Source organism: Amycolatopsis sp. NBC_00355 (assembly GCF_036104975.1).
GTDB lineage: Bacteria > Actinomycetota > Actinomycetes > Mycobacteriales > Pseudonocardiaceae > Amycolatopsis.
The window spans coordinates 1,412,190-1,433,076 of sequence record NZ_CP107982.1 but is presented as its reverse complement, the minus strand read 5'-3'; the positions used below and the strand labels follow the sequence as shown (position 1 = coordinate 1,433,076).

15 protein-coding genes are annotated in these 20,887 nt (G+C 70.4%); 4 read left to right on the top strand and 11 right to left on the bottom strand.

Going from position 1 to position 20,887, the window contains the following annotated elements:
• Positions 1-133: 133 nt before the first annotated feature.
• Positions 134-796 carry an O-methyltransferase gene (locus tag OHS18_RS05535; protein ID WP_328616178.1) on the top strand — a complete coding sequence of 221 codons (663 nt, stop codon included), beginning with the start codon at positions 134-136 and terminating at the stop codon, positions 794-796.
• 76 nt (positions 797-872) lie between these two features.
• On the opposite strand, the gene OHS18_RS05530 is transcribed toward OHS18_RS05535, so the two are convergent.
• The 9 genes from OHS18_RS05530 to OHS18_RS05490 form a co-directional block, all read right to left on the bottom strand.
• Positions 873-2,390, bottom strand: coding sequence for a 4-hydroxyphenylacetate 3-hydroxylase family protein (locus OHS18_RS05530; RefSeq protein WP_328455417.1), 1,518 nt, complete (start codon positions 2,388-2,390; stop codon positions 873-875).
• Entirely contained in the window at positions 2,387-2,959 is a 573-nt protein-coding gene (locus OHS18_RS05525) for a flavin reductase family protein (protein ID WP_328455419.1), read from the bottom strand. The genes OHS18_RS05530 and OHS18_RS05525 overlap by 4 nt, the downstream gene beginning before the upstream one ends.
• The gene (locus OHS18_RS05520; protein WP_328616177.1) at positions 2,956-4,818 is read right to left on the bottom strand and encodes an anthranilate synthase family protein; all 1,863 of its coding nucleotides are present in this window, start codon (positions 4,816-4,818) and stop codon (positions 2,956-2,958) included. The genes OHS18_RS05525 and OHS18_RS05520 overlap by 4 nt, the downstream gene beginning before the upstream one ends.
• Positions 4,815-5,456 (bottom strand): isochorismatase family protein, encoded by a 642-nt coding sequence (locus OHS18_RS05515; protein ID WP_328455421.1) that lies wholly within the window; start codon positions 5,454-5,456, stop codon positions 4,815-4,817. The genes OHS18_RS05520 and OHS18_RS05515 overlap by 4 nt, the downstream gene beginning before the upstream one ends.
• 9 nt (positions 5,457-5,465) lie before the next feature.
• Positions 5,466-6,236 carry a 2,3-dihydro-2,3-dihydroxybenzoate dehydrogenase gene (locus OHS18_RS05510; protein WP_328616176.1) on the bottom strand — a complete coding sequence of 257 codons (771 nt, stop codon included), beginning with the start codon at positions 6,234-6,236 and terminating at the stop codon, positions 5,466-5,468.
• On the bottom strand, positions 6,233-7,483 hold the full coding sequence (locus OHS18_RS05505; protein ID WP_328455425.1) for a 3-deoxy-7-phosphoheptulonate synthase: 1,251 nt from the start codon (positions 7,481-7,483) through the stop codon (positions 6,233-6,235). Before OHS18_RS05505 ends, OHS18_RS05510 begins: the two co-directional genes overlap by 4 nt.
• A 50-nt stretch (positions 7,484-7,533) precedes the next feature.
• A complete protein-coding gene (locus OHS18_RS05500) occupies positions 7,534-11,955 on the bottom strand; it encodes a non-ribosomal peptide synthetase family protein (RefSeq protein WP_328616175.1) in 4,422 nt (1,473 codons plus the stop codon).
• A 56-nt stretch (positions 11,956-12,011) separates the two neighbouring features.
• The gene (locus tag OHS18_RS05495; RefSeq protein WP_328616174.1) at positions 12,012-13,802 is read right to left on the bottom strand and encodes a non-ribosomal peptide synthetase; all 1,791 of its coding nucleotides are present in this window, start codon (positions 13,800-13,802) and stop codon (positions 12,012-12,014) included.
• A 428-nt stretch (positions 13,803-14,230) separates the two neighbouring features.
• Positions 14,231-14,713, bottom strand: a complete 483-nt coding sequence (locus OHS18_RS05490) for a MarR family winged helix-turn-helix transcriptional regulator (protein WP_328455430.1) — start codon at positions 14,711-14,713, stop codon at positions 14,231-14,233.
• 224 nt (positions 14,714-14,937) lie between these two features.
• On the opposite strand from OHS18_RS05490, the gene OHS18_RS05485 reads away from it, so the two are divergent.
• The 3 genes from OHS18_RS05485 to OHS18_RS05475 all read left to right on the top strand — a co-directional run bounded on the left by OHS18_RS05485 (position 14,938) and on the right by OHS18_RS05475 (position 19,257).
• Positions 14,938-17,226, top strand: a complete 2,289-nt coding sequence (locus OHS18_RS05485; RefSeq protein WP_328616173.1) for an excinuclease ABC subunit UvrA — start codon at positions 14,938-14,940, stop codon at positions 17,224-17,226.
• Positions 17,227-17,401: 175 nt separating this feature from the next.
• On the top strand, positions 17,402-18,577 hold the full coding sequence (locus tag OHS18_RS05480) for an LLM class flavin-dependent oxidoreductase (RefSeq protein WP_328455434.1): 1,176 nt from the start codon (positions 17,402-17,404) through the stop codon (positions 18,575-18,577).
• A 2-nt stretch (positions 18,578-18,579) separates the two neighbouring features.
• On the top strand, positions 18,580-19,257 hold the full coding sequence (locus OHS18_RS05475; RefSeq protein WP_328616172.1) for a VOC family protein: 678 nt from the start codon (positions 18,580-18,582) through the stop codon (positions 19,255-19,257).
• Here the strand turns inward: OHS18_RS05475 and OHS18_RS05470 are convergent.
• Both OHS18_RS05470 and OHS18_RS05465 read right to left on the bottom strand, forming a co-directional pair.
• Positions 19,230-20,447, bottom strand: a complete 1,218-nt coding sequence (locus OHS18_RS05470) for an RNA polymerase sigma factor (RefSeq protein WP_328616171.1) — start codon at positions 20,445-20,447, stop codon at positions 19,230-19,232. The two genes, OHS18_RS05475 and OHS18_RS05470, sit on opposite strands and share 28 nt — an antisense overlap.
• A complete protein-coding gene (locus tag OHS18_RS05465; RefSeq protein WP_328616170.1) occupies positions 20,444-20,788 on the bottom strand; it encodes a YciI family protein in 345 nt (114 codons plus the stop codon). Before OHS18_RS05465 ends, OHS18_RS05470 begins: the two co-directional genes overlap by 4 nt.
• Positions 20,789-20,887: the final 99 nt, after the last annotated feature.

Genomic DNA, 20,887 nt, shown 5'->3' with positions numbered 1-20,887 from the left:
GGGGGCGGCGGCGAAAACAACCGCCCGATCTCTTCCGAGACTACAGTGGTTGCCGACAGGAAATCAACCTGACGGGAAAAATAGTTCCATTATCCCTATAGCCGAGCGCCTTACTCAAGTAGCATCGGGAGACATGAGCGAAGACCAGTGGACGAAAATCGACACCTACACCTCGAACCTGATGGTGGAACACGACGCCGCCCTGGACCTCGCGGCCAAGGCCAGCTCCGAGGCCGGGCTGCCGGAGATCGCGGTGGCACCCAACCAGGGCAAGTTCCTCCACCTGCTCGCCCGCACCCACGGCGCGCGCCGCATCCTCGAGATCGGCGCGTTCGGCGGCTACAGCGCCATCTGGCTGGCCCGGGCGCTGCCGGAGGGCGGCACGCTGACCACGCTGGAGGCCGAACCGTCCTTCGCCGAGGTCGCGCAGCGCAACATCGACAACGCCGGCCTGTCCGACGTCGTCGACCTGCGCGTCGGCAAGGCGCTCGACACCCTGCCGCAGCTGGCGGGCGGCGAGCCGTTCGACCTCGTGTTCATCGACGCCGACAAGGCGAACATCCCGGAGTACTTCGGCTGGGCCCTGAAGCTGACCCGCCCGGGCAGCGTCATCGTCGTGGACAACGTGGTGCTCGACGGGCTCGTCATCGAGGCCGACAGCCCCAACCCTGCCGTACAGGGCGTGCGGCGGTTCAACCAGCTGGTGGCCGACGAACCGCGTGTCACCGCGACGACCGTGCAGACCGTCGGCAGCCGCGGCCACGACGGGTTCTGCCTGATGCTCGTCGAGAGCTGACGGGCCGGCTGGGAAACCTACGACCGGAGGGCCTTCCCGCACCGCGGGGAGGCCCTCCGTCACGTCGTGGCTCATGTCAGAGCCGATCGGGGTTGATCAGGTCCGGCGCGGTCCAGCCGTCGAGGTCGTACTCGGCCAGGCACTGCTCGGCGAAGCCCTTGTAGCCGTCGACCTGCCCGGACGCCTGCTGCGCGGTGAGCATCTCGATCCGGACGTTCTCGTGGTTGCCCGAGAAGTTCCGCTCGTAGAGCTCGTTGCGGCCGGCGAACTCCGTGCCGACGGAGTCCCAGATCAGCTTCATCAGCTTGACCCGCTCCACCGCGTCGTAGCCCGACGAGCCCCGGACGTACTTGTCGAGGTAGGGCCGCAGCTCCGGGTTCTGGAAGTCGCTGGCGTGCGAGTTCAGGTAGATCAGCGCGCTGCCCAGGTCCTGGTGGATGATCTCCCGCACCCGCGGGTAGCCGATCGTCATGAACCAGCGGTAGGCCATGCCGTAGTCGAGCTTCGGCAGCAGCGCGCCGTCCTTCCACGGGTCCGGGTTGAGCGCCATCGCGTCGCTCAGCCCCCAGAACATGTTCCGCCAGGCCAGCACCTCGCCGATGCGGGTCTGGATGCCGCGGAAGTCCTTCGTGCCGGTGACGTCGACGCCCTTGAGCAGCAGCCCGGCCAGGAAGTCCAGCTTCACGGCCAGCCGCGTCACGCCGTGGAACGTCGAGCGGTTCAGGAACCCGGACGCCGACAGGAACGTCGCCGCCTTGGCCTGGTCGCCGTAGACGAACACGTTCTCCCAGGGGATCTTCACCTTGTCGAGCACGAAGATCGTGTCGTTCTCGTCGAGCCGGCTCGACAGCGGGTAGTCGAACGGGCTGCCCGTCGTGTCCGCCTGCAGCGCGTACGACGGCCGGCAGATCAGCTTCAGCCCCGGCGAGTCCATCGGCAGGGTCGCCACCAGGGCGAATTCGCGCTTCTTCACGGGAAGCCCGTAGTGGGCGATGAAGTTGCCGTGCGTCAGCGCCGAGCCGGTCGCGACGACCTTGGCGCCGCTGACGACCAGGCCGTCGTCACGCTCCTCTTCGACGTGCACGAACACGTCCCCGACGTCGTCGGCCGCCTTGTGCCGGTCGACCGGCGGGTTGATGATCGCGTGGTTCCAGAAGAGGACCTTCTCCTGCGCCTCGGCGTACCAGCGGCGCGCGTTGCCCTCGAACTCGCCGTAGTAGCCCGGGTCGACGCCGAGGGTGGCGAGGAAGCTCGCCTTGTAGTCGGGGCTGCGGCCGAGCCAGCCGTAACTCATCCGGGCCCACTCGGCGATCGCGTCACGGTCACCGATCAGGTCCTGAGTGGACTTCGGGGCGCGGAAGAACTTGTGCGTGAACCCGCCACTGCCGGTGTCGGTCGGCGTGGTCAGCACGTCCTTCTTCTCCGGGTCGTGCAGCGCGTCGTACAGCCGCGCGGTCATCCGGGCGGTGTTGCGGAACGCCGGATGCTTGGTCACGTCGTCGACGCGCTCGCCGTAGGCCCAGATCTCCCGGCCGTCGCGGATGCTCTCCAGGTACTCGTCCCCGGTCAACGGCCGGGTCGTCGTCTCGCTCACTTGCCTGCCTCCCATCGGTGCGGCGCAGCAAAGGGCTGCGGCGCGATCGGGTCGTCCAGCGACCACGACCAGTGCGGTGCTTCGGGGTCTTCGGCCAGCCGCGGGAACTCGCCGCCGAAGAACAGCAGCGGCCGCCCGCCGGCCAGGTCGAGGCCGGTCACCTCGCCGACGTGCAGCACGTGGTCGCCGCCGTCGTAGGCGCGCCACGGGGTGCACTCGACGTGCCCGACCGTGCCGCCCAGCCGCGGCACCGGCGAGTCGAGGTCGACCCACGGCACGTCGTCGTCCGCGAGGGGTTTGCCCGCGAAGTGCATCGCGACGTCCTGCTGGTCCTCGGCGAGGATGTTCACCACGAACGGCCCGCTGTCGAGGTGCTGGACCGAGCGGCTGCGCCGGTCGAGCGAGACCAGCACGAGCGGCGGATCCAGCGACACCGACGTGAACGCGTTGACGGTCGCGCCGCGCACCTGCTCGCCGCGCCGGTAGGTCACCACGGTGACGCCGGTGGTGAAGTGGCCGAGGAAGGCCCTCAGCCGGGCGCGGTCGAACGCCGGAGCGGTGGTGGTCATGAGTTGCCTCCTCCTGTGGTCGCGTGGTCGACGACGTCGCGCAGGATGGCCGGGCCGTCCTCGGTGAGGAACGACTCGGCGTGGAACTGGATGGTCGCCAGTCCCGGCCCGCGCAGGCCGATGACCTGGTCGTCGAGGCCACGCACGACTTCCGCGTCGGCACGGCCGGGCACCGCGACGCGGTCGTCGGCCGTACGCGCGGCGAAACTGTTGTAGAACCCGACCGCGCGGCGCGTGCCGTCGATCGTCACGTGTGCCTGACGGCCTTGGTTGGGCCGCGCCAGCCGCTGGACGGGGAGCCCGAGTTCGGCGCAGAGCACCTGGTGGCCCAGGCAGACGCCGACCAGCGGACGGCCTTCTCGCAGCAGGTCCGCGGCCAGCGCGCGCAGCCGGCCGACCTTCGCGCCGGCGACGTCGTTGGGGTCGCCCGGCCCGGGGCCGAGCAGCACGAGGTCGTTCTCCGGCAGCTCCCGCGCGTCCCACGGCACGGTCGTCACGTCGCAGTTCACCGACTTGAGCTGGTAGGCCAGCATCGAGGTGAACGCGTCTTCGGCGTCGACGACGGTGATCCGCACCCGGGACCCGGTGCCGGGCCGGGCGCCGTCGAGCCAGAACCGCGACTTCCCGTCGTTGCGTGCTTTCAGCGCCGAGCGCACCTCGTCGGACGACGTCGACGGCGGCGGTGTCGCGGACCGGCGGGCTTCGCCGGAGAGCGACTTCAGCACGGCCGACACCTTCGCCGTCGTCTCCGCGGCTTCCGACAGCGGCGCCGACTCGCGCACGATCGTCGACCCGGCGGCCAGCCGGACGTCACCGCCCGGCGAGATGTCCGCGGTGCGGATGAGGATCGCCGAGTCCAGGGAGCGGCGGCCGTCGTCGTCACTGCCGACGAGCCCGATGACGCCGCTGTAGTAGCCGCGCCCCTTCGGCTCGTAGCGGCGGATCACCCGGCAGGCGTTGACCAGCGGGCTGCCGGTGACGGTCGGCGCGAGCAGTGTGTGCCGCAGCACCTCCGTCAGCGGCTTCCCGGTCTCGCCCTCCAGGGAGTACTCGGTGTGCGCCAGCCGCGACATGCGCCGCAGCCGTGGCCCGGACACCCGGATGCCGCGGTCGCACAGCTCGGCCATCATCTTCAGTTCCTCGTCGACGACCATGCAGAGCTCGTCGGCCTCCTTCTCGTCGTGGAGGAACTCGAGCAGGCCTTCGGTGTCGGCGCCGCCTTCCGGGTAGCGGTAGGTGCCGCTGATCGGGTTCATGGTCACCGTGCGGTCGAACAGCCGGACGTGCTGCTCGGGCGTGCTGCCCAGCAGGTAGCGCTCGCCGGTGAAGACCAGGAACGTCCAGTACGCGCCGGCTTCCGCGCCCAGCAGGCGCTTGAAGACCGCCCGGGCGACGTCGTCGTCGAAGCCGGGGAACCGGCCGCGCAGGCTGCGCGAGAGCACGAAGTTCGCGCCCTCGCCGGCGCCGATCTCGTAGTCGAGGATCCGCTCGACGGTGCGGGCGTACTCGTCGTCACCGAGGTCGAACGCGCGGTCTTCCAGCGGCGGGACGGCGTCGGGCAGCGCCGCGAGGGTCTCGGCGACGGTGAGCGTCGCCTGGGACTCGATGTCCATCACCTGCAACGGGACCTGGTCGTCCGGGCAGTCGTACCCGCGCTCGGCGAGCTGCCGGTACGGGAGCAGGACCAGCTTCGTGTGCCGGCCCCGGCCTTCCCAGGTCCCGTCGTCCAGGGTCAGGTCGGCCAGCCGCTCGGCCGTGCGGACCGGGCCGGAGACGATCTCGACCTGGTCGCCGCGGCCGCTGCCGGGCCGGTGCAGGATCGCGTACGGCGAGCCGGCGCGGATGGGCAGGGGACTCACGTGACCACCGCGCCTTCCAGCTCGCCGACCAGCGCCGACGTCGTGGTCGCTACCGCGCAGTTGGCGGCCGCGTAGTCGACGGCGAGCCGGTGCTGGTCCGGGCCGAAGTCGGCGACCGCGTCGGCGACGAAGAACGTCTCGATGTCGTGCGTGAACGCCTCGACCGCGGTGATCAGGCAGCCGACGTGGGCGTAGATCCCGCAGACGATCAGCTGGTCGCGCCCGGCCGCCCGCAGCCGTTCGAGCAGGTCGGTGCGGTGGAACGCGCTGTAGCGCCACTTGGTCAGGACGACGTCGGCCGGGGTCGGCGTGAGCTCGTCGATCACCTGCCGGTCGGCGGGCGTGGCTTTCATGCCCGGGCCCCAGATGTCCTGCAGCAGCCCGCGGTCCTCGGGCGTCATCGAGCCGGGCTGGGCGGTGTAGAACACCGGGATGCCCAGCCGGTCGGCCGTTTCCCGCGCCTGGACGACGTTGCGGACGAGCGTGCGCCGCAGTTCGCCGTCTTCGGGGTAGAAGCCGAGGAAGTAGCGCTGCATGTCGTGGATCAGCAGGGCCGCGCGGCCCGGGTGGGGCCGCCAGGTCGCGGTGCTGGCCGGGACGCTGGTGGGCAGGTCGTACGGTTCGATCGTGATGCTCATCAGGCCTCCTCAGACGGCGCCGAGTGCGGCGCCGCCGTCGACGAGCAGCGTGGCCAGGGTGACGTGCCGGGCCTCGTCCGACAGCAGGAACGCCACGCTGCGGGCGACGTCCTCGGCGGCGCCGATCCGCCCCAGCGGGATGCCGAGCCGGAACTGGCCGGAGTCGCCTTCGAGCGTCGCGGCGGCCCCGGTGTCGTCCGTCCACATGGAACGCAGCATCGGGGTGTCGGTCGAGCCCGGCGCGACGACGTTGCAGCGGATGCCGAGCGGCGCGAGGTCCAGGCCGAGGCTGTGGGTCAGGCTGGTCGCGGCGGACTTCGACGCGGCGTAGGCGGCCATGTGGCTGCGGGGTACCCCCGCGGCGTTCGACGCCACCGTGACGATCGAGCCGCTCTTCCGCGACGCCATCCGGCGGGAAGCCGCCCGGCAGACGTGGAACACGCCGGTCGCGTTGACCGCGAAAGTCTCGTTCCAGTCCTCGTCGGTCAGTTCGGCCACCCGGCCCATCCGCAGCACGCCGGCGACGTTCGCCAGGCCTTCGATCGGCCCGAAGCCGGACTCGACGCGCTCGACGGAGGCGTCGACCTCCGTGCTCGAGGTGACGTCGACGACGTGCGTCTCGACGCTGCGGCCGTCGTCCAGCAACGGCTTCGCGACCTCGGCGAGGGCGTCCTCGTCGCGGTCGAACAGCGCGAGGGTGTGCCCGCGTCCGGCGAGCAGGGTCGCGGTGGCGGCGCCGATGCCGCTGCCCGCGCCGGTCACGAGAGTCACGGGGGTCATGACGCCAGCTCCGTCCTGAGTTCGTGGGCGGCCTCGGGCTGCCAGTGCGCGGTCAGCGCGACGGCCTGGGTGAGGTTCAGGCGCGGGTCGCACAGCGTCGTGTAGCCGGGCCCGCGGGCGGCGGTGATGCCGGCGCCGTGGCACTCGGAGATCTCGCTCGGCGAGGCCTCCATGTGCAGGCCGGCGCACGCGCCGCCCTCCCCGGTGACGATCCGGACGAACTGGCGCAGCTCGTTCATGATGTCCTCGAGCCAGCGGACCTTGAGCCCGTCGTCGGCGACGACGGTGTTGCCGTGCATCGGGTCGCACAGCCACAGCACCGGGTGCCCGGCGTCGCGCACCGCCCGGACCAGCGGCGCGAGCTCGCCGATGCGGGCCGCGCCGAACCGCGGGATCAGCGTCAGCCGCCCGGGTGTGCGGTACGGGTCGATCTGCTGGCAGAGCTTCAGCACGTCCTCGATCGGCGCCTTCGCGCTGACCTTCGCCGCCACCGGGTTGACCACAGTGGACAGCAGGTGCACGTGGGCGCCGTCCGAGCGCCGGGTGCGCTCGCCGATCCACGGCCAGTGCGTCGAAGCGAGGTAGCTGCGGCCGCCGGGCATCCGGCGCACCAGCGGGACCTCGTAGTCCAGCAGCAGTGCCTCGTGACTGGTCCAGATCCGGCCGGCCGGCTCGGCTCCGGTCCCCCGGCCCAGCTGCCCGATCGACGCGCGGACGCCGAGCGCGGCCTCGTGCGCGTCCAGGATCCGGGTGGGGTCGGGCCGCCGGGCTTCGGACGTCGGTTCGGGGCTGTTGACGATCGGCCCGCGGTAGACGGGCAGCTCGTGGCCGTCGACGTTCTCGACGTTCTGCGAGCGGGGTTTGGCGTACTGGCCGGCGATCCGGCCGACTTCGAGGACCGGGCGGCCGGAGCCGACCCGCATCACCTCGGCGAGCGTGTCGAGCATGCCGATCTTGCGGGCCACGGCCCCGACGCCGGTGTCGGCCGGGTCTTCGGCGCAGTCGCCTGCCTGCAGCACGCAGAACTCGCCTTCGGCGGCGCGGGCCAGCAGGGACCGCAGTTGCAGCACTTCGGCGGGGCCGACGACGTCCTCACGCTCGGACAGCGTGTCGCGGACGCCGGCGAGTTCGGCCTGGTCGGGCCAGTCGGGTTGCTGGGCGGCGGGGTAGTCGGACAGGGTCTCGTCGCACTGATCGGCGGCGCGGTGCAGGACCGGCCGGGCTCGTGCGGGCAGCGTCTTCCTCATCACGCATTCCTTGCTTGAGCCGGATATCGGGAGAACGGGGGCGACCGGGATCAGCCGGTGAATTCGCCCGTTTCACGGAAATAGCCGATCATTTTCGTGAACACGGCCGGAGTGATCTCCGGCCAGCACAGGCCCAGCCGGGCGAGCTCGCGCCCGGTGCGCTCGTTGCCGTAGACGTTGTCGCCGATGTCGAGCGCCCCTTCCTGGTAGAGCGGGGCCATCGCGGACAACGGGTTGTCGCCGTCGGCCAGCGCGGTACGCCATTCGGCGACCGGGATCTCGCGCAGCGGGTAACCGAGCTCGCGAATGGCCTCGTAAACGACGTCGAAGGTCTTGATGCCGGGGTTGAACAGGTGCCAGGTGCCGTTTTCCGCGGGGCGGGCCCGTGACAGCCGGACCAGCGCGCGCCCGACGAAGTCGACCGGCAGGAGGTCGGTGTCGTGTTCCTCGGGCGGCGGGACGACGCCGAGTTCGAGGAAGCTCTTGACCTGCCGCCAGAGGAAGTCCTCGGACTGCAGCGCGCCGGTCTCGCTGTCGCCGGCGATCCGGCCGATGCGGTAGATCGTCACCGGCACCCCGCGGTCGCGGGCCAGCCGCGCGACCTCTTCGGCGACCCATTTGCTCTGGGTGTAGCCGATCGTGAGGTCTTGCGCGTCGTCCGGGACGTCGTCCTCGGTGATCGCTTCGGGCCGCGGCTTCGGCGAGAACACCGCCACGGTGGAGGTGTAGTGCACCGGCTTGACCGGCCCGGCCGCGGCGAACTCGACGATCCGGGCGAGGCCGTCCACATTGGCCTGTTTCACCGAGGCGTACGGCGCGACGAAGTTGATGTGCGCCGCCGTGTGGTGGATCGTCCCGACGCGGTGGGTGAGGTCGTCGTAGTCCGTTTCGGGCAGTCCCAGCCGGTCGGCGGTGAGATCGCCGGCCACGGCCGTGACGCGGTCGCGGTCCAGGAACTTCCCGATGCCGTAGCGGTCGGCCGTCGCGGCGATCCGCTCCCACGCGCTGCCGGCGTCCGCGGCCCGGACCAGGCAGTGCACCCGGCCGGTGGTCTCGGCCAGCAGCTCGCGCAGCAGGTGGATCCCCAGGAAGCCCGTCGCCCCGGTGAGCAGGACGTCCTCGGCGGTGGCGCGCGGCGCGCCTTCGGCGACGCGGACGTGCTCGGACAGCCGGACGTCGGCCCGCAGGTCGACGCGGTCGCCGGTGTCCTCGCCGGAGCGCAGCGCGTCGATGCGTGCGGCCATGCCGCCGACGGTCGGGTTGTCGAAGAGCACGCGCAGCGGCACGTCGACGTCGAACCGCTTGCGCAGCCGGTACATCAGTTCGGTGGCGAGGATCGAGTGGCCGCCCGCGGCGAAGAAGTCCTCGTCGAGGCCGACACCGCCGGTGCCCAGCAGGTCGGTCCACGCTTCGGCGACGGTCTGCTCGGTCGGTGTCTCGGGCGGCCGCGACGCGGTCGTGGTGCCCGGGTCGAACAGGTCCGGCAGTGCCTTGCGGTCGATCTTGCCGCTGGGCGCGATCGGCAGGGCGGCGAGCCGCAAGAAGTGGGACGGGACCAGGTAGTCCGGCAGCGTGCCGGACAGCGCCGCCCGCACCCGCACCGGGTCGGGCTCCCGCTCGGTGACGAGGTAGCCGACCAGCCGGCGGTCGCCGGCGCCGAACGGCACCGGGGCCACCGCGGACGCGCTGACCTCGGGCAGTTCGTTCAGCGCCGCCTCGACCTCGGCCGGTTCGACGCGGTAGCCGCGGATCTTGATCTGGGTGTCCGCTCGGCCGAGGTAGTCGAACTCCCCGTGGCGGTCGTAGCGGACCAGGTCACCGGTGCGGTAGAGGCGCCCGAACGGCGTCTCCACGAACCGTTCGCGGGTCTGTTCGGGCAGGCCGTGGTAGCCCGGCGAGACGAGGTCACCGCCGAGGTACAGCTCCCCCGGCACGCCGGGCGGGACGAGCCGGCCGCCGTCGTCGAGGGCCAGCATCGACAGGCCCCCGATCGGGCCGCCGATCGACGGCGCCTCCGGCCAGGCCGCCGGGTCGCCGCTCAGTTCGTGCGCGGACGCTAGGTGCGTCTCGGACGGCCCGTACATGTTCAGGAACCGGATTTCCGGCCGGCGGGCGAAGAACTCGCGGATCTGCGGGGTGATCACCAGCTGTTCGCCGACGGAGGCGACCTCGACCAGGTCGGGGAAGGGCTTGTCCTCGGCGACCGCGGCCAGCTGCTGCACGGCGACGTACGGCAGGTAGGTCCGGGTGATCCGGTGATCGCGCAGGAAGCCGCTGAGCCGGTGCAGGTCCTTCTGCAGGTCTTCGTCGATCAGCACGAGCGTGCCGCCGGCGCAGAGCGTCCCCAGGATCTCCATCACCGAGACGTCGAAGGACAACGTCATGTACTGCAGCGTCCGCCCGGTCGCGCCGACCGGTGAGGTGCGGCGCATGTATTCGACGAGGTTGGTGACCGTGGCCTCGGTGAGCACGACACCCTTGGGTCGTCCGGTGGACCCGGACGTGTAGATCACGTAGATCTCGTCGTCGCCGGTCTTCAGCCGCCCCAGGTCGGTCTCGTCGGTCGCTTCCGGCTGCGCCGATTCCAGCACCAGCGCGACGCCGGAGTCCTCGAGCATGTATTCGATCCGCTCGGCCGGGTAGGACGGGTCGACCGGCACGTACGCGGCCCCAGCTTTCAGGACGCCTAGCAGCGCGACGATCATCTCGGGCGACCGCGGGACGTGGATGCCGACGCGGTCACCGCGTCCGACGCCCTTCGCCCGCAGGTCACGGGCCAGCCGGTTGGCGCGGCCGTTGAGTTCCCGGTAGGTCAGGACGCGGTCGCCGTGCTCCAGCGCCGGCGCGTCCGGCGTGACCGCGGCCTGCGACTCGAACAGCTCCGCGACCGGGCGGCGGGTGGTGTCCTCCGCCGGCGGCGCGCACCACGCGAGGACTTCCTGCTCCTGTTCGGCGGACAGCAGCCCCAGTTCGCCGACGGTGCCGCCGGGGTGCGCGACGAGGGCTTCGAGCAGCCGGACGTACCGGTCGCCGAACTCCTCGACGGTCTCGCGGTCGAACAACGCCGTGTCGTACTCGAACACCCCGCGCAGCACGCTGCCGTCCTGTTCGACGATCAGCGAGAGGTCGTACTTCGAGCTGCGGCTGACGTAGAGGTCGAGATCGGCGTCCAGGCCGAGCCGGTCGAGGGCCGCCCAGTCGGAGTCCGGCAGCACGAACATGGTCTGGAAGACCGGCGCGTGGCTCGGGCTGCGGGGCGGGTTGACCCGCTCGATGACCTTCTCGAACGGCGCGTCCTTGTGCCGCAGGGCTTCGGTGATCTCGGTGCCGGCCTGTGCGTACAGCTCCCGCAGCGGCTGGTCGGCGCGCACGCCGTGGCGGAAGACGACCATGTTGACGAAGTAGCCGAGCATGTCGGCCGTCTCGGGCAGGTCCCGCAGCGAGACCGGGCTGCCGATGAGGACGTCGTCCTGGCGGGTGTGCCGGTGCAGGAACGCCGCGTACGCCGCTTCCAGCAGCATGAACAGCGTGACGCCTTCGTCGGCGGCGAGCGCGCGGACCTGTTCGGTCAGCGCCGGCGGGAGGTCGAACCGGACGATGTCGCCGCGGTGCGACTGCTCCAGCGGCCGCGGCCGGTCCGTCGGCAGGTCGAGCAGCGGCAGCGGCCCGGCGAGCCGCTCTTCCCAGTACCCCAGCAGGTCGTTCAGCTTGTCGTCGCGGACGGTCTCCCGCTGGCGGCGGGCGAAGTCGCGGTACTGCGGCCGGGCCGGGCCCTCGTCGAACGGGTCCCCGGCGAGCGCGGCGTGGTAGCGGGTGAACCACTCGGTGAGGAACACCCCGGCCGAGGCCGCGTCGAAGACGATGTGGTGGATGCTGCACACGACGTGCACCGGCCCGTCCGGCTCGGCCGCGCAGACCACCTTGACGAGCGGGCCGCGGCGCAGGTCGAACTCGGTGTCGACGACTTCGGCGACGACGTCGTCCAGCGGCCGGTCGGCGCCGAGTTCGACGGTCGAGAAGTCGCAGGTGGGCTCCGGGCCGACGTGCTGGAAGACGTCGCGGTCTTCGGAGGTGAACGTCGTGCGCAGGATCTCGTGACGGGCCAGCACGGCCCGCAGGCTTTCGTGCAGCACGCCGGTGTCCAGCGGGGTTTTGACGGTGAACACGAACGGTGCGTTGTAGGCCGCCGGGCGCGGCGAGTACTGGTCGATGAACCAGATGCCCCGCTGGCCGTAGGACGCGGGCGCCGGGCCGGTGCCGGCCCCGGCGGTGAGGCCGGGCGGGCCGCCGCGCAGGTCGTCGATGTGCCGGGCCAGGTCCGCGGGGTCCTCGTGGCGCCGGATGTCCTCGGCCCCCAGCGTGATCCCCAGCAGCGCGCTGAGCAGCCCGGCGAACTGCTCGTGGCCGGCCACACCTTCGGCGGTGACGCCGGAACGGGCCCGGCGGATCACCGACTCGAGTGGGTTCTCCATGGTGTCAGTACCTCTCCGATCATCGCGGCCCCCCGTGCGTCGGTTCGGTCTGCCGCTCACCTGGCGGCGGCGCCGGTTCGCAGGGACTCGACGTGCTCGGCGAGCTTGCGGACGTCGCCGTGCCGGAAGACGTCCTCGGGCCGGACCTCGACCGCGAAGACCGACTGCAGGCCGGCAGCGAACTTCACGAAGTGCAGGGAATTGCCGCCGTGCCCGACGAACGGGTCGGTGACCGAATAGTCGTCATTGCCGATGATGTCGCGCCACATCTGCAGGATGACCGTTTCGAGGGGGTTCGTCATGCGTTGCTCCGTTTCTGCTCGGGGATCTTCCGGCGGCCGGGCGCGCGGGTCGTGCAGTGCGGCCCGGTCGATCTTTCCGTTGAGGTTCGCCGGCATCGCTTCGAGCCGGCGGAAGTCGGACGGGATCATGTGGTCCGGCAACGAATCGGCGAGTTGCGCGATCAGTTCGCCGGTGCCGATTTCCTGCCCGCTCCACGTCGTGTAGAACGCGACGAGGCTCTTTTCGTTCGCTTCGTTCCCGAACGCCTTGACGACCGCGTGCTCGACGTCGTCGAAGGACTTCAGGGCGAGTTCGACCGCGCTGGTCTCGACCCGGAAGCCGCGGATCTTGACGAGACTGTCGGACCGGCCGACCAGGACGACGTCGCCGTCGGGGGTGAGCCGGGCGAGGTCGCCGGTGCGGTAGCGGGTCCCACCGTCGACGAACTTCGCGGCCTGCGTGTCGGGCAGGTTCAGGTAGCCGTTGGCGACGCCGGTGCCGCCGATGCACAGCTCGCCGACGTCGCCGGGCGGGCACGGCTTGAGGTCCTGGTCGAGCACGTCCATGGTGACGCCGGTCAGTGGCTTGCCGACCGGCACCCGGTCCAGGTCGCGGACCGCCGGCGTGATCGGGTACAGCGAGGAGATCGCGGAGTTCTCGGTGCAGCCGTAGCCGTTGAAGATCGCGGCGGTGGTGTGCTCGGCCGCGGTCGCCAGGTGCGCCGGGGACGGGAAGTCGCCGCTGACCATGATGACGCGCAGTTCGCGCAGGGCGTCCAGTTCGTTGTCGACCAAGAGGTTGAACAATCCACAAGGCAGGCTCAGCACGCTGACGCCGTGTTTCGTGATGACGTCGCGCAGGTCGGACAGCGACGGCAGGCCGGGCGGCAGCAGGACGAGCTCGGCGCCGTTGAGCAGGCTCAGCCAGAACTCGTTGCCGGACGCGGCGAAGGAGAACGCCGCCAGCTGCACCAGGCAGTCGTCCGGCGTGATCGTCAGCTTCGGGTCCGCGACGGCGAGCCGGGCGAGGCCGCGGTGGGCGAGCCGGACGCCCTTGGGCCGGCCGGTGGAGCCGGAGGTGAACAGGACGAACGCGTCGTCCTCGGCGGCCGGTGCCGCGGGCAGGTTCCCGTCCGCCTGTGAAGCGCTTTCCCCGATCAGGTCGGCGACGTGCGCCTGCCGGACCGGGAGGTCCGCCTCGGCCAGCGACGGCTGTCCCTGGTGGACGACCGTGCGCAGGCCGGTCTCCTCGACGATGTGGCGGATCATCTTGGCCGGGTAGGCCGGGTTGAGCGGGACGACGCAGCCGCCCGCCTTGAGCACCGCGAGCAGCGTCACGACGAGGTCGGCCGAGCGGTCCAGGTAGAGGCCGGCCGGGGCGCCGTCGCGCACCTGCATCAGGCGCAGCGTGCGGGCCAGCCGGTTGGCGCGGGCGTTGAGGTCCGCATAGGACACTTCGGGGCCGTCACCGCTCAGTGCCGTCCGATGTGGATGGTCCGCGGCGGCGCGTTCGAACAACCGCGGCAGCACGAGTCCGGGTACGGCCGGGTTCCCGTCGACGGGCATGGATCCCCCTGTTCGGTGCCGATGGCGATCGCCTTTACCGCGAGAAGCGGCACTAATGATCAATTCAGGCGAGATGATTTCTTTTCAGCAACCAGTATGCAAAGGGCTCCGAAGCCTGTCAACCACGGGCAATATCAATGACCCAGCGTGGCTTTTATTGCCTGAAAACGATTACCCGAGAAAATAAAAATTGCCTCGAGTTCGCGCGTGTACGGTACAGCTCATCGTGGTCACGGCAACCTGAGCGCGGGAATCCGATGTGGATTTCCGACGGTCAGCGGTGCGCGCTGCTCCGATCGGCGGAGAGGGCCGCGCGGGGCGGCGGCGTGCACACCGGGTGACGTCGGCGCGAGCACGTTTGAGCCGGCCGCGGCCGGGGAAATCGCAACGGGATGTGAGCGTCTGGGGGCCAGGCGTGACCGCGCGGCTCAGACGTCGCGAAGCGGGAAAGGCTGGGGTGTGGAGTGCAGGGCGTCGGCGACCTTCTGGCAGAGCTCGGCGAAGAGCTGCGCTTCGCCCGAGGTCAGGGCCACGCCGGCGACCTTGGCCGTCTCGCGGCGCCCCTGGGCGGCCCGCATCAGGAACTCTTCGCCTTCGGCGGTCAGCGAGGTCGTCTGCTCGCGCCGGTCGGTGCCGCGGGAGGCCTGCTCGATCAGGAACTGGTCCTTGAGCACGCGCAGCACCTTGGACGTGCTCTGCCGCGAGATGCCCAGGGACTCACCGATCGCCGACGGCGTCAGGGGGCCGTGGATCCGCAGCGTTTCGAGCACGTCGTACTGCGACCAGGTGATCTTCTCCGGAGTCGCGCGCGTGCGCCGGGCCACCAGGACGCATTGCATGTAGGACAACGCGTTCTCGAGCTCGCCGGGACGACCCGGCGGGGCGGTCGGGGAACCGTGGAACTTGGTCATTGCCCACCTCAGCTTTCGAGGGAAAGCGCGCCGCAATCGGAAAATCCGAGGATATCATCCTCCGTTCGCCCATAGGCCACACGGCGGTCGCGATACACCGACAGCCGGTTCGTCACTCGGCCGGCAAAGACTCGGGATGGTAAAGTGGTTGCCGAGAGGCAATCAATCGTCCGATCGACCACCAGGTCGCGCGGCTTCGGCCCCGGGACGAGGAGGCGCAGGTCATGGCGAACCAGCAGACACGGCGCACCGGCGGCCACATCGAGCTCGAAGGTGCGTGCGAGAACAACCTGAAGAACGTCTCGCTCAGCATCCCCAAGGGCGAGATCACCGTGTTCACGGGCGTATCGGGCTCGGGGAAATCGTCGATCGTGTTCGACACGATCGCGGTCGAGTCCCAGCGTCAGCTCAGCGAGACCTTCAGCTGGTACATCCGCAACCGGCTGCCCAAGCACGAACGTCCGCGCGCGGAACGGATGTCGAACCTGTCGACGGCGATCGTGGTCGACCAGAAGCCGATCGGCGGCAACGCCCGCTCCACGGTCGGCACGATGAGCGAGATCCACGCGATGCTGCGCGTGCTGTTCTCCCGGTACGGGAAGCCGAGCGCCGGGTCGTCGAACCTCTACTCGTTCAACGACCCGCAGGGCATGTGCGAGGAGTGCCAGGGCCTGGGCAAGACCACCAAGCTGGACCTGGACCTGCTGATCGACCAGGACAAGACGCTCAACGAGGGCGCGCTGGACTCCCCCCTGTTCGCCATCGGCACCTACATGTGGCAGCTCTACGCGCAGTCCGGGCTGTTCGACCCGGACAAACCGCTCAAGAAGTTCACGAAGAAGGAATGGGAGCTGCTGCTGCACGGCGGCGGCTTCCGGGTGGACCGCTCGGGCAAGCGGCAGAACTACTCGAACGAGTACGAGGGTGTCGTCACCAAGCTCAACCGCCGGTACCTCAAGAACGGCCTCGACACGCTCAAGGAGCGCGACCGCCGCGAGGTGGAGAAGATCGTCGTCGCCGGCCCGTGCGCCGTCTGCAAGGGCGGCCGGCTGAACCAGGCGGCGCTGGCGTCGAAGATCAACGGCAAGAACATCGCCGACCACTGCGCACTGGAGGTCAGCGAGCTGATCGCCGAGCTGAAGGCGATCGACATCCCCGCGGCGAAATCGGTGCTCACGGGCGCGCTCGCGGCCCTCGAACGCGTCGAATCGATCGGGCTGGGCTACCTCAGCCTCGACCGCGAGACCTCGACGCTCTCCGGTGGTGAGGGGCAGCGGCTCAAGACCGTGAAGCACCTGGGCAGCAGCCTCACCGACCTCACCTACGTCTTCGACGAGCCGAGCGTCGGGCTGCACCCGCGGGACGTGCACCGGCTCAACGAGCTGCTGTGCGCGCTGCGGGACAAGGGCAACACGGTGCTGGTCGTCGAGCACGACCGCGACGTCATCGACATCGCCGACCACGTCGTCGACATGGGACCCGGCGCCGGCACGCACGGCGGCGAGGTCGTGTTCGAGGGCACGGTCAAGCAGCTGCGCCGCTCGTCGACGCTCACCGGCAAGTGCCTGACGCACATCCCGGGGCTCAAGGAGGGCTTCCGCGAGCCGACCGGGCAGCTGCCGATCAAGAAGGCCGACCTGCACAACCTGCACGACGTGTCGGTCGACGTCCCGACCGGCGTGCTCACCGTGGTGACCGGGGTGGCCGGCTCGGGCAAGAGCACGCTGATCTCGGGTTCCTTCCGCCGGCAGCACCCGGACGCCGTCATGATCGACCAGTCGGCCATCGGGGTTTCGACGCGGTCGACGCCCGCGACCTACCTGGACGTCATGGACGTGATCCGGAAGCTGTTCGCCGAGGCCAACAACGCGCAGCCGGGGTTGTTCAGCTTCAACTCCGAAGGCGGCTGCCCGGAGTGCAAGGGCCGCGGGGTCATCGAGACCGACCTGGCCTACATGGACCCCGTGACGACGATCTGCGAGGCCTGCGAAGGCCGCCGCTACCGGCCCGAGGTGCTGGACAAGACGCTGCGGGGCAAGAACATCGTCGAGGTCCTGGCGCTGACCGTCGAGGAGGCCCTCGGCTACTTCACCGAAGAGCCGATCACGAAGAAGCTGGAGCTGCTGACCGAGGTCGGCCTGTCGTACCTGACCCTGGGGCAGCCGCTGTCGACGCTGTCCGGCGGTGAACGGCAGCGCGTCAAGCTCGCGCACCGGCTGCGGGAAACCGGCAACGTCTACCTCTTCGACGAACCGACCACCGGCCTGCACATGGCCGACATCGGGCACCTGCTGGACCTGCTCGACCGCTTGGTGGACGGCGGTAACACCGTCGTGGTGATCGAGCACGACCTCGACGTCGTCAAACACGCGGACTGGGTGATCGACCTGGGCCCGGAGGCCGGCCGCCACGGTGGCCGGGTGCTGTTCGAGGGCACTCCGGAAAAACTGCTCCGGGAGCGCAAGTCCTACACCGCCGAATACCTGCGGGCAGACCTCGATCACGCGAAGTGATTTCCTGACGTATTCACGCGCCGTCCATTGAGGATGATCATTTGATTCGCGCGGTCGGTAATTAGGTTGGCAAATAGAGTCTTTCCCCGAAAGTGCGCGCCGAACGGTTGACACCCGGCTGTGCGACGCGGTTAGCATGATTGCCAAATTGCAACTATCGAACAGGAGATGCGCCATGTCCCGCGGCACGACCAAGGACCGCCTCCCCGACGGGCAGCTGCGATTCGGCTTCATGTGGCTCAGCTCGCCGACGCCCACCGCGACGTCCAAGGCGGTCGCCGACCGCAACCCGGACGCCCTCGACCCCGCCACGCAGATGGACCTGGCCCGCCGGGTCGAGAACATCGGCATGGACTACGTCTTCTTCGCCGACGGCTACATCACCCACGGCGAGAACAGCGCGCGGATCGGGCACGCCCAGCCGCACATCTCGGCGCCGATCTACGCGCCGGTCGTGATGGCCGCGACGCAGCACATCGGCGTCGTCACCACCATGCACACCCGCTACCTCTCCCCCGGGGTCATCGCCCGCCTCGGCGCCAACCTGGACGCGCTCAGCGGCGGCCGCTGGGGCTGGAACATCGTGCCGGGCTGGAAGACGCCGGAGGCCGAGCTGGTCGGCGCGCCCACCGACACCGACCACGCGCTGCGCTACAAGATCACCACCGAGGCCGTCGAAGCCGTCAAGACGCTGTGGGCCGCGCGCGGCGAGCACGTCGAATTCCACGGCGAGTACCACGACCTGCGCGGCAGCCTGATCGGCCCGCACATCGAGCAGCAGCCGTGGCCGTGCCTGTTCAACGCCGGCGTCTCGGCGGCCGGGCAGGAGCTGATCGCGGGCACCTGCGACTTCGCGTTCACCCCGCTGCCCGACGACTACTCGAAGGTCCGCAAGACGGTCGACTCGCTCGCCGGACGCACCGAGGCGGCCGGGCGCGACCCCTTGGACGTCAACATGGCCGGCGCGGTCGGCGTGCTGCTCGGCAAGACCGACGCCGAAGCCCAGGAGAAGTTCGAGTGGGTCCGCGACTCGCTCGACATGGGCGCCGCCCGCGACATCGCGACCGAGCTGATGGGTGGCAGCGAGACCTACCAGGAGAACTACGAGGGCGAGTTCGACGACATCGCCCGCACGATCGGCCTCGCCTGCGGCAGCAAGGTGCTGGTCGGCTCGCCGGAGACGGTCGCCGAGCAGCTGCTGGACCTGCACCGCGAGACCGGCGTCCGCGGCTTCATGTTCCTGCCGGTGATGTACGACGCCGAGCAGATCCAGCTGATGGGCGAGGTCTTCCCGTATCTGCAGAAGGCGAACGTCTGGACCCCGCCCGCCGACCGTGGCTGGAGCTGGTGACCGTGACCGGGGCACCCGACTGGTTCGAGATCATCAGCACCGACCCGTGGGCCAGCCGCCGTTTCCACCGCGAGGTGTTCGACTGGGCTTTCCCGGTGGTGATCGGCGCGCCCGGCTACGAGCGCATCCGCCCGCCGGACTCCGCCGGGGTGATGGGTGCGCTGCGCGCCGACCGGCACCGCGACGCGCTCGCGCTGAGCGTGCCGTGCGAGGACGTGACGGAGTCGGCCGAGCGCGCCGAGGAGCTGGGCGCCGACGTCCTGCGACCGGTGGCCGAGACACCCGGCGGCGGCGCGGACGCGATGGTCGCCGACGTGCTCGGCAACCCGCTCACGCTGCGGGAACGTCCACAGGGGACACGCGAGCCGGCACCGTCGATCCCGAACGTCATGCGGTTCTTCGAGTTCGGCAGCACCGACCCGGACGCGACGCGCGAGTTCTACGCGGGGTTGTTCGGCTGGCGGTTCGAACCCGGCGGCGATGTCGTGGCCGACGACGTCCCGTGTGGCCGGTTGTGCGCGGCACCGGTGGACTACACGAGCCCGGTGCTGACCGTCGAGGACGTCGATGGCGTGCTCGACGCGGTCCGCGACCACGGCGGTGACGCCGAGTCCGCGGGCGCGGGCCGGGGTGGGTTCCGCGACCCGCGGGGTCACCTCTGGGGTGTGGCCGCGGCCTGAGCCCGTTTCCGCTCCAGCAGCGCCGTTTCCGCGGTGTTGCCGGTCAGCTCGATCGCCGCCGTGTACGCCGCGACCGCGTCCTCGCCGCGGCCCACGCGGTCGAGCAGGTCCGCGCGGATCGCGTGGAACAGCGGGAATCCGCCGAGGTCGAGGTCGTCGACCACGGCCAGCGCGGCAGCGGGCCCGTCGACCTCGGCGACGGCGACCGCGCGGTTGAGCGCCACCACCGGAGTCGGCGTCAGCGCGAGAAGGTGGTCGTAGAGCTGCTTGACCTGCACCCAGTCGGTGGGGGCGTCGCTGTGCACGGCGTTGATCGCCGCCTGGATCTGGTACGGGCCCGGCTGGTTCCGCCGCAGGCAGCGGCGGACGATCTCCTGTCCCTCGGCGATCAGGGCGGCGTCCCACCGGGACCGGTCCTGATCGGCCAGCAGGACGAGGTCGCCGTCGGCGGTGGTGCGGGCCGCGCGCCGGGAGTCGACGAGCAGCATCAGCGCGAGCAGGCCCCAGACCTCGGGTTCGTCCGGCATCAATCCCGTGAGGACCCGGGTGAGGCGGATCGCCTCGCGGCACAGGTCTTCGCGGACCAGGTCGTCACCGATGCCGGCCGTGTACCCCTCGGTGAAGATCAGGTAGAGCACGGCGAGCACCGCCGACAGCCGATCCGGCAGGTCGGCGTCCTGGGGGACGCGGTACGGGATACCGGCGTCGCGGATCTTGTTCTTCGCGCGGACGATGCGCTGGGCCATCGCAGGCTCGCCGACCAGGAACGCGCTCGCGATCTCGGCGGTGGTCAGGCCGCCGAGCAACCGCAGGGTCAGCGCGACCTGGCTCGCGCGGGCCAGCGCGGGGTGGCAGCACGTGAAGATCAGCCGGAGCCGGTCGTCGGGCACGGCACCCTCCTTCACCGGCTCGGCTCCGGTGTTCGAAACAGTGGCGTGCAGCAGCGCCGCCTGGGCGTGCTTGTCCTCGCGCGAGGACTCGCGGCGCAGCCGGTCGATGGCCCGGTTGCGGGCGGTGGTGATGATCCAGCCGGCCGGACTCGGCGGTACGCCGCTGTCCGGCCAGCGCCGGACGGCCTCGGCGAACGCGTCCTGGACGGCTTCCTCGGCGAGGTCGATGCTCCCGAAGACCCGCACCAGCACGGAAACCGCCCGGCCGTATTCCTCGGCGAAGACGCGCTCGACGCTCATGTGCCGTCGTTGAAGGGCCGCACCTCGACGGGCAGCGGCGCGACGGCCTCGGCGAGCCGGCGCCCCCACCCGAGCGCGGCGTCGAGGTCGGGCGCGGTGATGATGGTGAACCCGCCGAGGTGTTCGCGCCCTTCGGCGAAGGGTCCGTCGGTGAGAAGCGGCTCCCCGGCCCGCACGACGGTGGCGGACGACGGCGGGTGCAGTCCCCCGGCGAACACCCAGGCCCCGGCGGCCTTGAGGTCGGCGTTGAGCGCGTCGAGCTTCCCGGTGACCTCGGCGAGCACGTCCGGCGGCGGGGTCGGGCCGTCGGGCTGGTAGATGCTGAGCAGGTACTGCGTCACGGTGTCCTCCTCGGATCGGTGCCTCCACCGCTGATACGAACGGCGACCGCGTGGATCGACACCGAACCCGGTCAAGGTAACGCGGGATCCCGCCGGGCG

Coding starts and splice junctions, on each gene's coding strand:
- OHS18_RS05510 (WP_328616176.1), bottom strand. CDS start 6,236: ATGACCCCCGTGACTCTCGTGACCGGCGCGGGCAGCGGCATCGGCGCC.
- OHS18_RS05515 (WP_328455421.1), bottom strand. CDS start 5,456: ATGAGCATCACGATCGAACCGTACGACCTGCCCACCAGCGTCCCGGCC.
- OHS18_RS05500 (WP_328616175.1), bottom strand. CDS start 11,955: ATGGAGAACCCACTCGAGTCGGTGATCCGCCGGGCCCGTTCCGGCGTC.
- OHS18_RS05480 (WP_328455434.1), top strand. CDS start 17,402: ATGTCCCGCGGCACGACCAAGGACCGCCTCCCCGACGGGCAGCTGCGA.
- OHS18_RS05535 (WP_328616178.1), top strand. CDS start 134: ATGAGCGAAGACCAGTGGACGAAAATCGACACCTACACCTCGAACCTG.
- OHS18_RS05490 (WP_328455430.1), bottom strand. CDS start 14,713: ATGACCAAGTTCCACGGTTCCCCGACCGCCCCGCCGGGTCGTCCCGGC.
- OHS18_RS05505 (WP_328455425.1), bottom strand. CDS start 7,483: ATGAGGAAGACGCTGCCCGCACGAGCCCGGCCGGTCCTGCACCGCGCC.
- OHS18_RS05495 (WP_328616174.1), bottom strand. CDS start 13,802: ATGCCCGTCGACGGGAACCCGGCCGTACCCGGACTCGTGCTGCCGCGG.
- OHS18_RS05470 (WP_328616171.1), bottom strand. CDS start 20,447: ATGAGCGTCGAGCGCGTCTTCGCCGAGGAATACGGCCGGGCGGTTTCC.
- OHS18_RS05485 (WP_328616173.1), top strand. CDS start 14,938: ATGGCGAACCAGCAGACACGGCGCACCGGCGGCCACATCGAGCTCGAA.
- OHS18_RS05525 (WP_328455419.1), bottom strand. CDS start 2,959: ATGACCACCACCGCTCCGGCGTTCGACCGCGCCCGGCTGAGGGCCTTC.